Source organism: Acinetobacter sp. YH12226 (assembly GCF_013417805.1).
GTDB lineage: Bacteria > Pseudomonadota > Gammaproteobacteria > Pseudomonadales > Moraxellaceae > Acinetobacter.
In genome coordinates, this window is sequence record NZ_VPDG01000004.1 from 239994 (window position 1) to 255167 (window position 15174).

Genomic DNA, 15174 nt, shown 5'->3' on the forward strand with positions numbered 1-15174 from the left:
CATGCTGTTAAAGTTGAAAGCCCCGCTCAGCGACATGAACACTGAGCCAAGCAGTTAAATCGTTTTGACTGTCCACTCACCATTCGCATTCACCAGCTGGTGCGTTGCATATGGAATCGAATTTAAATCATCATTACCCAGTAACTGAATTACACTTAAGCCTTGTGCGCGAATGTTCTGAATCGCATTCAGAAGTTCTGCATCAGTGCCTTTAGGTGCAACCACGACCTGTAGCGCATCAAACTGACCTGCGCTTAAAGCATATAAGTCACAAGAGAAACCGGTTGCCGGACGCGCGCGGCCAAAATGCTCACCAATGCCATCATAACGGCCACCTTGTGCCAGTGCAGCTGCACGGTTCGGTGCATAGACTGCATACATCAGGCCAGTATGATAATGGTATGAACGTAATTCAACCACATCAATCCCAATACTCAAGTTTGGCCAACGGGTTTGAACTTCGTCTTTGGTGGTTTGCAAGACATTAAAAGCCTGCGTAAATGCTGGATTTGCCAACACTTCAGCACTTAAATGCGCTTGTAATGCATCCAGGTCGCTGGCATAGCGTCCAAGGGCATAAAAATCCTGACCAAATTTCAGGTCTGCCGTGAATTCTTCTAATTCTGGCAAAGCCTTGCGTTGGTATAAATCAGATAATTGCTGTTCAGCGACTTTGTTCAAGCCTGCTTGAGCCACCAGACTGCGGAATAAACCGACATGACCTAAGTCCAGATGGATACCATCTGCCAGACCTGTCTCCTGAATCAGACTGATCATCAAATCGACCATTTCCACATCGGCATCGATGCTGTCTGAACCAAAGAGCTCCGCACCTAACTGTAGTGGCGCGCGCGAGGTATTAAAACCGCGAGGCTTGGTATGCAGAACGGTTCCTGCATAGCAGTAACGTGCCACACCTTCCACTGGATGTACATGCGCATCAATACGAGCCACTTGTGGTGTCATATCGGCACGCACACCAAGCAAACGACCAGAAAGCTGATCGATTACTTTAAAAGTGGCTAAGTCTAAATCTTGATTCGATTCTGAGAGAGAAGATAGAGATTCGATGTATTCAATGAATGGCGTGTACACCAGCTGATAACCTCGAGATGCAAGGAAATCCAGTGATTTACGGCGCAGACTTTCAATAACTTGCGCTTGTTCTGGTAATACATCAGCTACACCATCAGGTAATAACCATGTCTCTGAAATGGGCATGTTGTAAACCTAAATTCTTGTCAGCGCGGAACGAATCCGCATAAAAAAATCGGGAGCACACCCGATTTCTCCTAGTCTAGCACGATAGTTTTGGCTGTGCATCGCAAATTTTATAATTTTCGCTACCTGATGAAATCAACAACAATAGTGTCAACTATCAGCGTTTTAATGCACATTCAAAACAAATAGCATGAAAAAATCCGGTATTAAACCAAAGGCAATGCAGTCGTGCTTTTAACCGTTTGCAATGGAATTTCAGTTTTTACGCTTTGAATGCAGGGAATTTGGGTTAAATGATGAATCTGAAATTTACGATAGGCATCCAGATCAGCCACCACAATTCTTAAAAAGAAATCACAATCGCCCGCCATTAGCTGGCATTCAACCACTTCTGGCATTTCCTTGATAGCTTCGACAAATTGGTCGACCACGGCAGCTTCTTGAGACTTGAGCCAGACACGTGCAAACACACTCATCGCCAAATTGACCTTTTGCGGATTCAGCAGCGCGACATATTGCTCAATCACACCATCATCTTCCAGCTGTTTCACCCGTCTTAAACAGGGTGACGGTGACAAGCCAATTAATTGAGCCAGTTCATTATTTTGTAGTTTTCCATTCTTTTGCAGCTCATGCAAAATGCGTTTATCTATTTGATCCATATTTATACTTTGGCATTTAAAACCCTTTAAATTTAATTTAGCGCAATTTAATTTCAAATAAAACTCAAATATCTTTCATTACAATAGCAAATAGCCTGAATATCGCCATAAAATATGGTTTAGTTTTGCAGTACCCAGGTCATTTCCATGCTTTTGTTTAGACAAAGCACCGCAGCGGTGGTTGTTCCTACCGATTTCAGCGAATTTCAACGTGGCATGAAAGATTCTATCCCCATGCTTTTAGGGATTATTCCCTTTGCGCTGGTGTTGGGTGCGACGGCGGTACAGAAGAATTTCAGCTTGCTCGAAGTGCCGTTACTGACAGGTCTGAACTTTGCCGGTGGTTCTGAGTTTGCCATTTTGGAAGTCTGGAGCAGTCCGCCAAATTTACTCATGCTGATGTTCATTACCTTTCTGGTAAATAGCCGGCATCTGTTGATGGGTGCCAGTTTGGTGCCGTATTTAAAGCATCTCCCGAATCGTAAAGTTTTTCCGGCGCTATTTTTTATGGTCGATGAAAGCTGGGCGCTCGGTCTGGCTGATGCACAAAGGAAACAGGCGCACTTGGGTTATCGTGCTGCGTTTAGCATGCCTTATTATGCTGGCCTGTGTTTTTGCCTGTACTTGATGTGGGTCGGATTTACCACACTCGGCGCCATGCTTGGACCTGTATTAGGTGACATCAACCGTTTTGGTTTCGATATGGCCTTTCCTGCTGTATTTCTGGTGTTACTGAGAAGTATGTGGAAAGGTTTTGAGGCTGCCCGGCCATGGCTGGTCAGTTTAGTCTGTGCGGCTTTGGCTTATTTATATTTACCTGCGGGCTGGTATGTACCGATTGGCGCCTTGTCTGGAATCGCTTCGGCATTTTTCCTGATTCAAGAGGATCAAACATGATCCAGATGAATACCTTGGTGGCTATTATTCTGATTGCTGCGACCACCTATTTAACCCGGATCTTGGGCTACGTCTTATTAAAAAATAAAACGCTGACACAGCGTCAGCGAAAAATTCTGGAAGTAGTCCCTGGCTGCGTGCTGATTTCAGTAATTGCACCCTATTTTGTTCGAGACCATCCTGCAGACCTGATCGCCTTGGCTTTAACGCTATTTGCCGCTACGCGTTTTGGATTATTACCAACCGTCGCCATCAGTATGGTTTCTGCCGCAGTTTTAAGAATTTTAATCGTCTAATACTCAAACAAAATCCCTTTAAATAATTTCTAAAGGGGTTTGGATTATTTCTGTGGATCGACCACTTTGGTCAGCAAACTGACCAGTTCGGCATTTTGCAATTCAACCTGCTGAAGTTTGGCTGTGGTCTGATCCAGCACTTCCTGCTGCACATGCATTTTTTTGGCTAGATCCTGCATAATTTCCAGGGTCTTTTTCAAATTTTCTTCCAGATGCACGATTTTTTCTTCGACTGGTACGCCTTCCATGATACGTGGTTCATCACTCTGATTAAACTGTAGCCAGATCAGAAAAATCACCGCCAAAGTCAGCAGTATAATAAATCCCCAAACTACCATCATGTGCTTGCTCTTATTTCATTTTATTGTCTTTATCTTAACGAAAAATGCTGCGGATAACGTAAATAATTCAGCCTCGATTCCTGATTTTCGATCAATTACCGGCAAATTCTCTTAAAACATGGCTTGTAGAATATTTACAGGCAAGAAAAAAGCACCGTATCTTGGTGCTTTTGAGGTTTAGATGACCCGAACTTAATGAAATGATTCACATAAATCCAGTAGACGGTTGGCATAGCCCCACTCGTTATCGTACCAGGCAAAGACTTTAGCTTGATGCCCGACCACCAGAGTCTGGGTCAAATCCACAATCAATGAATATGGGGAATGATTAAAATCACTCGATACCAATAGCTCATCCGTCACAGCCATGATTTCCGCAAAATCCTGCTGGGCAGCCTTGATCAACACTTCATTCAGCTTGTGATCGGTAATCGGTGACTGGGAGACAAAGGTCAAATCAATCGCGGCCACATTAATGGTCGGCACCCGAATCGAATAACCATCAATACGATCTTCCATTTTAGGCATGACGCGCTTTAAGGCACCCAGTGCGCTCGAAGTGGTTGGAATGATGTTATGTCCCGAGGCACGAGCACGACGCAAATCACGATGCGCATGATCCAGTACCGACTGATCCGCCGTGACAGCATGGATTTCAGTCATCAGGGCGCTACTGATCCCAAATGCATCATCGACAATTTTGACCAGTGGCACCAAAGCCTGCGTAGTACAAGAAACACTGGAAATGATCTGGTCCGATGCTTTGACTTCATGATGATTGACACCATAGACAATCGCGGCATCGACCGTATCAAAAGGTGCAGCGCCAATAATCACACGTTTCGCCCCTGCCTGAATATGCTGGGTTGCGGCTTCACGGGAACGGAACAGCCCGGTACATTCAAGCACTACATCTACCGCCAGGTTTTGCCAAGGCAACTTAGCCGGCTGGGACTCACACAAAACCTGCACTTTTAATGCAGCATCCTGATAGCTGATATGCATATAGATATGTTCAGCATCATAGCTGAGATCCACCTGCCCCGGAAAACGGCCATGGGTCGAGTCATATTTAAATAAATGAATCAGGGTTTCAACATCAGCAATATCGTTAATGGCAACGATTTCAAAATTAAAATCTTTCGGGTTTTCAAACCATGCGCGCAGTACATTCCGTCCAATACGCCCAAATCCATTGATTGCCACTCGTTGCATGACTCGACCTTTTATATGCCTATTTTAAAACTCTTCTATGTTAAAGGATTTCTGGCGCCGTACATTAAAAACTTCAGTGAAAATACTGATTTTCGATTATTTTATTTCTGATACATTCGTCTATATTCAAGCCATTTAAAATTGCGTTTATTTTTTAATGTGATGGATATCCACAGATTCTGCTTCGGGAAAATTCAATTTAATTATTCAGCAAAAAACCTGAGTAAATAAATCCTTCGCAATTGGTTTTAAAATGATTGGTGCATACTGCTTTTTCCGTTATAATTTGGCGTTTTAAATTTTTAAGCCCCGCATTGCAGCAGAGCTCTTGTATGCTTGTCAGACTGTGGTGTTTTAGCCAAATCGGAAATTATGGAGTGACTTGGTTGTGAGTACTCGTTTTATGACATCAGCTGAAATTCGTGAAGCATTTTTGCGTTACTTTGAATCGCAAGGGCATACACGTGTCGCGTCGAGTTCTCTAGTACCTGCCAATGACCCAACTTTGCTGTTCACCAATGCTGGTATGAACCAGTTTAAAGATTGCTTCTTAGGTCTAGAAAAACGCGATTATGTACGTGCAGTGTCATCACAAAAATGCGTGCGCGCAGGTGGTAAGCACAACGACTTGGACAATGTGGGTTATACAGCACGTCACCACACTTTCTTTGAAATGTTAGGTAACTTTTCATTTGGTGATTACTTCAAACGTGATGCGATCAAATTTGCCTGGGACTTTTTGACTAACGAAGAATGGCTTGGTCTTCCTAAAGATAAACTCTATGCAACCGTTTACCACACCGATGATGAAGCCTTTGACATCTGGAACAAAGAAATCGGTCTAGACGCTTCACGCATTATTCGTATTGGTGACAACAAAGGCGGTCAATACGCATCAGATAACTTCTGGGCAATGGGTGACACCGGTCCTTGTGGTCCATGTTCTGAAATCTTCTTTGACCATGGCGATCATATCTGGGGTGGCTTACCGGGTTCTCCTGAAGAAGATGGCGACCGTTTCATTGAAATCTGGAACAACGTTTTCATGCAGTTCAACCGTACTGCGGATGGCGTATTACACCCTCTTCCAGCGCCTTCTGTGGATACAGGTATGGGCTTGGAGCGTATTTCAGCTGTTCTTCAGCACGTTAACTCAAACTACGAAATCGACCTGTTCCAGCACTTGCTAAAAGCTGCTGCTGAAATTATTGGTTTAGATACGTCTGAACTTGAAGCAAAAGCACAAGCAGAAAACAAACCAGTTGAATACCCTGCTTCACTTAAAGTTGTTGCTGACCATGCACGTTCATGCTGCTTCCTGATTGCTGATGGCGTAAACCCATCGAACGAAGGTCGTGGCTATGTATTGCGTCGTATCATTCGTCGTGCAGTACGTCACGGTAACAAACTAGGTGCGACTGGTTCGTTCTTCCACAAAATGTTGAAGCCACTGATTGAAGTGATGGGTGCAGCATATCCTGAACTTGCAGCCAACCAGGCACGTATCGAAGCGCAACTTCTGAAAGAAGAAGAGCAATTTGCTAAAACACTTGAGCAAGGTCTTAAATTGCTTGAAGGCGAATTGGCGCAGTTAAAAGGTTCTGTAATTCCGGGCGAAGTAGTATTTAAACTTTACGATACTTACGGTTTCCCGACTGACTTGACTGCTGACATCGCACGTGAACGTGACTTAACCATTGATGAAGCTGGTTTCGAAACTGAAATGGCTGCACAGCGTCAACGCGCACGTGATGCAGGCAAATTCGCAATCGACTATAATTCTGTTGTGAAAGTCGAAGGTGAAACTCAGTTTGAAGGTTACGATGCAACTGCGGGTCAAGGTCAAATCATCGCAATCTACAAAGATGGCGAGCAAGTTGACGAAGTGGTTGAAGGCGACGAAGCACTGATCGTACTTAACCAAACACCTTTCTACGCAGAAAGCGGTGGTCAAATCGGTGATACAGGACTCTTCAAAAACGATACTGGTATTTTCGAAGTTCAAGATACCAAGAAATCTGGTGGTGCATTTGTACACCAAGGTATCGTGACTATGGGTAACTTGAAAGTTACTCAAAATGTAGAAGCAACGGTTAAAGCAGACATTCGTGCAGCAACGGCACGTAACCACTCTGCGACTCACCTGCTACATGCTGCATTACGTCAAATTTTAGGTTCACATGTACAGCAAAAAGGTTCATTGGTTGCATCTGACGTGTTACGTTTTGACTTTGCCAACGACCAGCCTGTAAGCTTTGAACAGCTGCAAGAAATTGAACGCTTGGTCAATGCTGAAGTGATTGCCAATACTGCGGTGTCTACTGAACTTCTGGATATCGAGTCTGCGAAGGCTAAAGGCGCGATGATGCTGTTTGGTGAGAAATATGGTGACGAAGTACGTGTACTGTCTATGGGTTCAGTGATTGAAGAGAAAAACTTCTCAATCGAACTTTGCGGTGGTATTCACGTAAAACGTACCGGTGATATCGGTCTGTTCAAAATCACCTCTGAAGGTGGTGTGGCAGCCGGTGTACGTCGTATTGAAGCAGTAACAGGCACTAAAGCAGTTGAAGTTGCGCAAAAAGCCGATCGCGATATCAATACGATTAACGGTTTGCTCAAAGCGCAAAAAGACCAGACTTTAGAAAAAGTTGAAGCACTGGTTGATACTGCATCGAGCTTGCAGAAACAGATCGAACAACTCAATCAAAAACTTGCTAGCCTGCAAGCTGGTGAACTTCTAAGCCAAGTTCAAAGCATTGCAGGTCGTGCAACCTTGATTACAACTGTTGAAAACATGGATGCAAAAGCACTACGCAACCTGCACGACGGTGTGAAATCAAAATTAAAAAATGCAGTGATTGTTCTGGCAGGTGTAGAGGGTGACAAGGTGAGCTTGATCGCATCTGTAGCAAAAGACTTTACTGCTTCTATTAAAGCAGGTGACATCATCAAACATTTGGCAACTGAGCTAGGTGGTAAAGGTGGTGGTAAACCTGACTTGGCACAAGGTGGCGCGCCACTTAACGAGAAGTTTGCTCCAGTGATGGCAGATTTAACTGCCTGGCTTGCAGCAAAATAAAACTTCAATTTTGTGTAACTGACCCTGATAGGTACATCAGGGTCATGGCTTATATGGAACAACTATGGCATTAATCGTTCAAAAATATGGCGGTACCTCTATGGGTACTCCCGAGCGCATTTTAAATGTTGCTCGTCGTGTAAAGCGCTGGCATGACCACGGCCACAAGGTAGTGGTAGTGGTATCAGCAATGAGTGGCGAAACCAATCGTCTACTTGCTTTAGCGAAGGCCATTACCGAAACCCCTGACCCACGTGAACTAGACCAAATGGTATCTACGGGTGAACAGGTTACGATTTCTATGTTAGCAATGGCGCTGAACTCAATTGGAGTTGAAGCAAAATCACTAACAGGTCGCCAGGTTGGCATGAAAACCGACAGCTCATTCAATAAGGCACGTATCGAATCCATTGATACTGAAGTCCTGAACTCAAATCTGGATGCAGGCCGCGTACTTGTCGTTGCCGGTTTCCAGGGTTTTGATGAACATGGCAATACCACTACTTTAGGGCGTGGCGGTTCTGATACTTCAGGTGTTGCAATTGCTGCCGCACTCAAAGCAGATGAATGCCAAATTTATACCGACGTTGACGGTGTATATACCACCGATCCACGTGTTGCACCAAAAGCAAAAAAAGTTGATCGTATTTCATTTGAAGAAATGCTTGAGATGGCGTCACTCGGTTCTAAAGTCCTGCAAATTCGTTCAGTTGAATTTGCTGGTAAATACCAGGTGCCTTTACGCGTATTATCAAGTTTCGACAATGACAACGATGGCGCATTCGACGAAGAGTTTAAGCAAAACGTTGGTACACTTATTACGACTGAATTGGAAGACAATATGGAACAGCCAATTATCTCCGGTATCGCATTTAACCGTGACGAAGCAAAATTAACTATTTTAGGCGTGCCTGACGAACCGGGTATTGCTTCTAAAATTTTGTGCCCGATTGGTGATGCCAATGTTGAAGTGGATATGATTATCCAGAACGTTGAAGAAGATGGTACAACTGATTTCACTTTTACTGTGAACCGTGGCGAATTAAATAAAGCCAAAGCTATTCTTGAAGCAACTGCTCAAGAAATTGGTGCACGTGAAGTTGCGACCCGTTCAGATATCGTAAAAGTATCGATCGTAGGTGTCGGTATGCGTTCACATGCCGGTGTAGCGAGCAAAATGTTTACAGCATTGGCAGATGAAGGTATTAACATCCTGATGATCTCGACGTCTGAAATCAAGATTTCTGTGATCATTGAAGAAAATTATCTTGAACTTGCGGTTCGTTCATTGCATACCGCATTCGGTTTAGACCGTGAACAAGGCGAATCTAGCGCACGTGCTTAAGCGTTAAGATAGAATATTGTCATTGTTTGACAGTATTTTATAAAAGTCTACAAAAATGCAGAGCCACTATAGTTTTTTTTATAGTGGCTCTGTTATATTAAGCCTGAGGATTTTTAACCAGCTGAGATAGATTAAAATCTTTCACCCAGATGACAGAATTTCTATCCAGATCTTATTTTGTAATTTTTGGTTGTGCTTTTTGTTTTACATTCAATAGATTGCAGGTTTTGCATTTTGCAAGGAGAAAAACATGCTGATTCTGACTCGACGCGTCGGGGAAACTTTAATGATTGGTGATCAAGTCAGTGTGACTGTGCTTGGTGTAAAAGGTAACCAGGTTCGTATCGGGGTAAATGCTCCGAAAGAAGTCTCTGTGCACCGTGAAGAGATTTACCAGCGTATCCAGCATGAACGTGCAATGCATGAACATCTTCAACATATCGATCAAGATTACCAACCTTCTTATGAAGACGATAGCCAGACACAAAATAACTTTAACCGTTAATGTTTGTGCGAAGAATAAAGCGGCTTTTGAGCCGCTTTAAATTTGTCTAAATTTTATACAAAAATATTAAATACTTAGATAATTTAAAATAAAACTTAAAGTTCTGCACCCTGCTGTAATGCTGCAATCACCTTTTTTACCGGCCCAAAACTGCGACGATGCTCATCAATCACGCCATGTAAGGCAATCGCTTCAAAATGTGCCTTGGTCGGATAACCCTTGTGCTTGGCAAAGCCAAATTGCGGATGCTTCTGGTCCATCTCGATCATCTGATGATCACGGGTTACTTTCGCCAGAATACTGGCTGCTGAAATTTCAGCATGCAGTGCATCACCACCCACCACGGCATCACAGCTCATAGCAAGGCCCTGTGGAATCTTGTTGCCATCGACCAATACATGCTCAGGCTGAACTGGCAAAGCTTCTACAGCACGGCGCATGGCCAGCAAAGAAGCTTGCAAAATATTATGTTCATCAATCTCTGCCGCAGAAGCCTCAGCAATGGCCCATGCCAGCGCTTTTTCCTGAATCTCGATAAAAAGTTTTTCACGCTTCTTTTCAGTGAGTTTTTTAGAATCATTTAAACCCTCAATCGGGTTGTTCGGATCCAAAATAACTGCCGCAGCGACCACCGAACCCACTAATGGCCCACGCCCTGCTTCATCTACACCCGCAATCTTCATGTCTATTTTTCCATAAAAAATAGGCTGAACCAGTCAGCCTATTTCAATTTAATCTTGGCTTAGTTTACAGCTTCAGCTACACAAGCGTTAATGGTTTTTGCAACCACATTGCCGACAATCGTCGCACGTGCTGCCGGGTCAATCGCTGCAGTCGCCAAATCTACCGCTGTTACGCTTTGGGGTGCTTTTTCGCTGACACAGCCACAAATTTCAGTCTGGATATTCTGCTTTTGGGTCGTAGTCATTAGACGTGTAGCTGTTTGCCATGCTGGAATATTATTCAGCTCAGTCGTACATTTTGCATTGATCGCGATTTTAAGCGCAGCCCCACCCAGCTGTTGAGTCGTGGTTTGCGTTTCAGGGCTGCCTGTTGTTGCACAAGCCGATAAAACCAAAGTAAGCGGAGCAAGTGCAGCCAATAATTTTTTCACAGATCTGTTCCTTGTTTATTCATATATGAAGCGTGACGCTATTGTGCCGAAATTCACCTGAATAAGAAATCTATAAATCATCCTGAATGTTTAATCTGCACCCAGCCATTTCAATGGATGTTGCATGAAAGCCACCATAGCGTTGCAGATTTGGAATTGCTGGGCTGATTCGCCCTTTGCTAAGGTGCATCCATCTTTGAGGGCAATCGAAAATCACATGGAAAAAGTACAATATTACACGCGCACGGCACAATGGTTGCACTGGATCATGGCAGTTATCTTTATTGCGGCCTGGCTGATTGGTTTTTATAGTGGGAATTTTTTAAGTTATGAGGTCGATGGCAGCTTTAAAGGCGATGTCATCACCCTGCATAAAAATATCGCCACCACCATTATTTTCCTGTTGGTTGTGCGAATTTTCTGGAGTTATACCCATCCTGCCCCTGAACTACCGGACACTATGTCATCCCGGATGAAAACTTTGGCACATGCAGGTCATCTGGCTTTGTATTTTATGCTGATTGCTCTACCTGTCACCGGCTGTTTATATAGCTGGAGTCTGGGCTATCCAGCACCAGTGCTATATTTATTTAACCTGCCGGCACTGATTGCAGAAAATCCGGCTGTAACCGCGATCGTAAAACCCCTGCATATCTGGCTTTCCTGGGCAGTTGGCTTACTTTTAGTTGGACATATTTTCGCAGCACTGAAACATCATTTTATCGATAAAGATCATGTACTCAACAGCATGATCCGACAATCCAAATCTTCTAAAAAATAATCTGCAAAACCACACTCAATCAGCTTTCATTGCAAAGCTGATTTTATTTTAAGAACTCGGTCATGCAGCCTTTCAGACTGTTTGCAATAGCCTGTTGCGTGAGTTTTGACTTTACTTCTTCATCCAGAGTCGCTTTCAGTAAAGTGCTTGCCGGAATATCCTTGAGTGCATGCTCACCTACACATGAACAGACATTCTGTTCAAGTTCAGCTTTATTTTTATCCTGCATAAAATAGGTCGAGGCAGTCCAGAATTTAGATGCTTTCAATTCTTTTGCACATTGGTATTCAATCACGGGTTTTAAAGTACGCTGTGTCAAAGTCATATCCGCATTTGAGCAAGCAGATATCAACACGCTACTGATGAGCAGAATTATATTTTTCAATTTCATATCCATCTATAAAAACAAAGGCAGAGCGAACCCTGCCTTTTATTTAAAAACTTAAACCAGGGCACGGATCTGGTTGATCCATTGCTCTTTTTCAGTATCAGTAATAAAAGAGGCTTCAAATGAGTTAATGGCCAACTGCTTGAGTTCCTCATTGCTTAAATCCAGTGCTTCAGCAATGGCAATAAAATTGTCATTCATATAACCACCAAAATAAGATGGATCATCTGAATTGACCGTGACATGCACACCTTGCTGTAAGAGGCGACGGATATTATGCTGCTGCATATCATCCACGACGCAGAGTTTCAGGTTTGACAATGGGCAAACCGTCAGTGGCATCTTTTCTGCGATCAGGCGCTGCATTAACGCCGGATCTTCTTCCGAACGTACACCATGATCAATACGATTCACTTTCAGCAAATCTAAAGCTTCCCAGACATAGGCTGCCGGGCCTTCCTCACCTGCATGTGCTACAACCAAGAAACCTGCTTCACGCGCTTTAGCAAAGACACGTTCAAACTTTGAAGGTGGATGCCCGACTTCACTTGAGTCCAAACCGACTGCAATAATCTGGTCTTTATAAGGTAAGGCCTGTTCCAATGTTGCAAATGCAGCATCTTCGCTTAAATGACGCAAGAAACACATAATCAGATGAGAACTGATATCCAGTTTAGCTTTGGCATCATCACAGGCTTTTTGCAAGCCGTTGATCACGGTTGAAAAAGCAACACCACGATCGGTATGGGTTTGTGGATCAAAGAACATTTCAGTATGCACGACCCGGTCTTCAGCACATTTTTCAAAATACGCCCACGCCAGATCATAAAAATCCTGTTCATGAATCAATACAGCTGCACCAGCATAATAAATATCCAGGAACGACTGAAGATTATGAAAGTTATAGGCCTGTTTAACTTCTTCAACAGATTTATACGGGATGGCAATTTTATTACGCTGAGCGATCGCAAACATTAGCTCAGGCTCAAAAGTGCCCTCAATATGAACATGAAGCTCAGCTTTTGGCAAAGCTCGAATCAACTCAAGACGGTTCATCGCTTCTCCTCATGAAACCTAAAATAATAAAAAAAGGGTGCAAACTGAGTTTACACCCTTTCCAAATCTAGAAAAATTAGCCGCCAAATAGTGCGAATTTAAGCGTCCATAGTACTGCAATAATCCAGACCATATACGGTACAGTTGATGCCTTACCGGTTAACAATTTGATCAGTGCATAGCTAATGAAGCCCATCGCAATACCATCCGCAATCGAATAGGTAAATGGCATAAATACAATGGTTAAAAATGCAGGAACTGCTTCTGTAATATCTTCCCAGTCAATATGCACGATACCTTGAATCATTAAGACACCGACAAATAACAGCGCTGGTGCTGTTGCAAAGCTTGGTACAGACTGTGCCAATGGTGCAAGGAACAAACAGGCAACAAACAGGATACCGACTACAACAGCAGTTAGACCTGTACGGCCACCGGCTGCTACGCCCGCAGAAGATTCAATGTATGGCGTAGTTGAAGATGTACCCAGCGCTGCACCTGCAACAATTGCAGAAGAGTCCGCAAAAAGTGCTTTTTTCAAACGCGGCAGTTTGCCATCTTTCAACAAGCCTGCACGGTGTGAAACACCTACAAGCGTACCGGTTGAGTCGAATAAATCGACCAGGAAGAAGACAAAAATCACGCCAATTAAACTGGCAGTGAACAGACCTTCAAAGCTCATTTGCATAAATGTGGGTGCAATCGATGGCACTGCGCCAACCACACCTTTAAATTCACTCAGACCCAATGCTGCTGAAATACCGGTTAACACCAAAATACTGATGATGATCGCACCACGCACTTTAAAGTGATGCATCACAACAACCAGAAGGAAACCAAATAATGCAAGCAAAACCGATGGTTGTTTTAAATCGCCCAAACCTACCAACGTAGCAGGATTATCCACAATCAGGCCGGCATTTTTCAAAGCAATCAGCGCAAGGAATAAGCCAATACCACCACCGATGGCCAGTTTCAGCGACATTGGAATCGCATTTACAATGGCTTCACGGATTTTGAACATGCTGATCGCAATAAACACAAGACCCGAGATAAACACAGCCCCAAGTGCTGTTTGCCAAGGCACACCCATTCCCAAACATACGGAATAGGTAAAAAAGGCATTCAAGCCCATGCCTGGTGCAAGTGCAATTGGATAATTTGCAATCAAGCCCATGACTAAACAGCCAATCGCGGCTGCAAGACAGGTTGCTACAAAGACAGCCCCATGATCCATCCCCGTTTCGGACAAAATCATCGGATTGACAATAATGATGTAACACATCGTTAAGAATGTAGTTACACCGGCAAGAACTTCTGTACGGAAACTGGTTTTGTTTTCACTCAGTTTAAACAGACGTTCAAGCATACTTTCTGAAGATGGATTAGGAGTCGTCATGACCTAGCCCCTATTGAGTAAACTTTATGCTTTAAGCAAGCCGTCAAATAAATGAAATTTTATAAAAAAAATTCATCAATTTTAAGGATGTGTTAGCAACGAATATGCCAGCATAGCCATTTGACGGGTTAAAATGTTGGAACAGCTTACAGCCCCAGGGCTATGCTATAAAAACCCAAAAAAAAATCTAAACAAAAAAGCTGCATAACCTTTATGCAGCTTTATTTTCTTGATTTAAACCAAATGCTTAACAAGATGAATTCTGCTTCATCCTGATCGTTGGCAAATTATAACACATTGATTTCTTATTGCTTCTTAGATTTTACACTTTATTAGAAATTAATATATCTTAAATGAATACTTTAAATTTTTATTATATTTATTATTGATTTAATTTTATCATTTTAGCCCAATCAACGAAAGAAGATTGTCTAGCCTGCTTAATGTCGATGCCGATTGGATTCCAGCAATTTGCTTGAATCACGTCCATCGTTCAAGACATGACGGATCTTTTCATATTTTCTGATTTCGGACTGTTTATGGACACAAAATCCTAATAAACTGATCATTAAGGCAAAAACAGGGATAGCATATATTTTCATTTTTATTATGCTGCTTTGTAACACTATGCAATTATGCTAACAAAAAACCTAACAAACTTGTGACATGGTTTACATTTAACCCGATAGAAGGCATTTATTTATCCTCTAAATATTAATTTTATGTCGTTTTATTTATTAATACTTAGGGCGTGTCATCAATTAAGCCATATCATGATTGAAGCAAGGTAGATTGCTGACAGGAAGTTTTGAGCCAATTTATCATAGCGCGTAGCAATACCTCGATACTGCTTGAGCTTGGCGAAGAAGTTC

Annotated in this window: 16 protein-coding genes; 6 read left to right on the forward strand and 10 right to left on the reverse strand. The window is 42.9% G+C overall.

Annotated elements, in window-relative coordinates; all coding sequences use genetic code 11:
- Positions 1 to 54: 54 nt before the first annotated feature.
- Together FTV08_RS07045 and FTV08_RS07050 are read right to left on the reverse strand one after the other, a co-directional pair.
- Entirely contained in the window at positions 55 to 1221 is a 1167-nt protein-coding gene (locus FTV08_RS07045; RefSeq protein WP_180086953.1) for an ATP phosphoribosyltransferase regulatory subunit, read from the reverse strand.
- A gap of 206 nt (positions 1222 to 1427) precedes the next feature.
- Positions 1428 to 1883 carry an Lrp/AsnC family transcriptional regulator gene (locus tag FTV08_RS07050; protein WP_004645552.1) on the reverse strand — a complete coding sequence of 152 codons (456 nt, stop codon included), beginning with the start codon at positions 1881 to 1883 and terminating at the stop codon, positions 1428 to 1430.
- A gap of 147 nt (positions 1884 to 2030) precedes the next feature.
- On the opposite strand from FTV08_RS07050, the gene FTV08_RS07055 reads away from it, so the two are divergent.
- Together FTV08_RS07055 and FTV08_RS07060 are read left to right on the forward strand one after the other, a co-directional pair.
- The gene (locus tag FTV08_RS07055) at positions 2031 to 2780 is read left to right on the forward strand and encodes an AzlC family ABC transporter permease (protein WP_005263420.1); all 750 of its coding nucleotides are present in this window, start codon (positions 2031 to 2033) and stop codon (positions 2778 to 2780) included.
- Positions 2777 to 3076 carry an AzlD family protein gene (locus FTV08_RS07060; RefSeq protein WP_129716517.1) on the forward strand — a complete coding sequence of 100 codons (300 nt, stop codon included), beginning with the start codon at positions 2777 to 2779 and terminating at the stop codon, positions 3074 to 3076. Before FTV08_RS07055 ends, FTV08_RS07060 begins: the two co-directional genes overlap by 4 nt.
- A 44-nt stretch (positions 3077 to 3120) precedes the next feature.
- Here the strand turns inward: FTV08_RS07060 and FTV08_RS07065 are convergent, their stop codons facing one another.
- Both FTV08_RS07065 and FTV08_RS07070 read right to left on the reverse strand, forming a co-directional pair.
- On the reverse strand, positions 3121 to 3417 hold the full coding sequence (locus FTV08_RS07065; RefSeq protein WP_180086954.1) for a hypothetical protein: 297 nt from the start codon (positions 3415 to 3417) through the stop codon (positions 3121 to 3123).
- 192 nt (positions 3418 to 3609) lie between these two features.
- Positions 3610 to 4632, reverse strand: coding sequence for a type I glyceraldehyde-3-phosphate dehydrogenase (locus FTV08_RS07070; RefSeq protein WP_180086955.1), 1023 nt, complete (start codon positions 4630 to 4632; stop codon positions 3610 to 3612).
- A 388-nt stretch (positions 4633 to 5020) separates the two neighbouring features.
- Here FTV08_RS07070 and alaS point away from each other — a divergent pair, with 388 nt between their 5' ends.
- The 3 genes from alaS to csrA all read left to right on the forward strand — a co-directional run bounded on the left by alaS (position 5021) and on the right by csrA (position 9564).
- Entirely contained in the window at positions 5021 to 7714 is a 2694-nt protein-coding gene (gene alaS, locus FTV08_RS07075) for an alanine--tRNA ligase (RefSeq protein ID WP_180086956.1), read from the forward strand.
- A 64-nt stretch (positions 7715 to 7778) separates the two neighbouring features.
- Positions 7779 to 9059, forward strand: a complete 1281-nt coding sequence (locus FTV08_RS07080) for an aspartate kinase (protein ID WP_004278971.1) — start codon at positions 7779 to 7781, stop codon at positions 9057 to 9059.
- A 250-nt stretch (positions 9060 to 9309) separates the two neighbouring features.
- Complete coding sequence (gene csrA, locus FTV08_RS07085) at positions 9310 to 9564, forward strand: carbon storage regulator CsrA (protein WP_004278972.1); 255 nt, start codon at positions 9310 to 9312, stop codon at positions 9562 to 9564.
- Between the two features lie 95 nt (positions 9565 to 9659).
- On the opposite strand, the gene rnhB is transcribed toward csrA, so the two are convergent.
- Both rnhB and FTV08_RS07095 read right to left on the reverse strand, forming a co-directional pair.
- Positions 9660 to 10247 carry a ribonuclease HII gene (gene rnhB, locus FTV08_RS07090; RefSeq protein WP_004278973.1) on the reverse strand — a complete coding sequence of 196 codons (588 nt, stop codon included), beginning with the start codon at positions 10245 to 10247 and terminating at the stop codon, positions 9660 to 9662.
- A 59-nt stretch (positions 10248 to 10306) separates the two neighbouring features.
- Complete coding sequence (locus FTV08_RS07095) at positions 10307 to 10678, reverse strand: hypothetical protein (protein WP_004278974.1); 372 nt, start codon at positions 10676 to 10678, stop codon at positions 10307 to 10309.
- Positions 10679 to 10895: 217 nt separating this feature from the next.
- On the opposite strand from FTV08_RS07095, the gene FTV08_RS07100 reads away from it, so the two are divergent.
- Positions 10896 to 11459, forward strand: coding sequence for a cytochrome b (locus FTV08_RS07100; protein ID WP_180086957.1), 564 nt, complete (start codon positions 10896 to 10898; stop codon positions 11457 to 11459).
- Between the two features lie 43 nt (positions 11460 to 11502).
- Here FTV08_RS07100 and FTV08_RS07105 read toward each other — a convergent pair whose 3' ends face one another.
- From FTV08_RS07105 to FTV08_RS07120, 4 genes are all read right to left on the reverse strand, one after another.
- On the reverse strand, positions 11503 to 11856 hold the full coding sequence (locus FTV08_RS07105; protein ID WP_004645560.1) for a hypothetical protein: 354 nt from the start codon (positions 11854 to 11856) through the stop codon (positions 11503 to 11505).
- Between the two features lie 45 nt (positions 11857 to 11901).
- Positions 11902 to 12903, reverse strand: a complete 1002-nt coding sequence (locus tag FTV08_RS07110; RefSeq protein ID WP_180086958.1) for an adenosine deaminase — start codon at positions 12901 to 12903, stop codon at positions 11902 to 11904.
- Positions 12904 to 12979: 76 nt separating this feature from the next.
- The gene (locus tag FTV08_RS07115) at positions 12980 to 14302 is read right to left on the reverse strand and encodes an NCS2 family permease (protein WP_004645563.1); all 1323 of its coding nucleotides are present in this window, start codon (positions 14300 to 14302) and stop codon (positions 12980 to 12982) included.
- Between the two features lie 757 nt (positions 14303 to 15059).
- The coding region (locus FTV08_RS07120; RefSeq protein ID WP_141697862.1) for a transposase at positions 15060 to 15174 on the reverse strand (115 nt) is incomplete at its 5' end.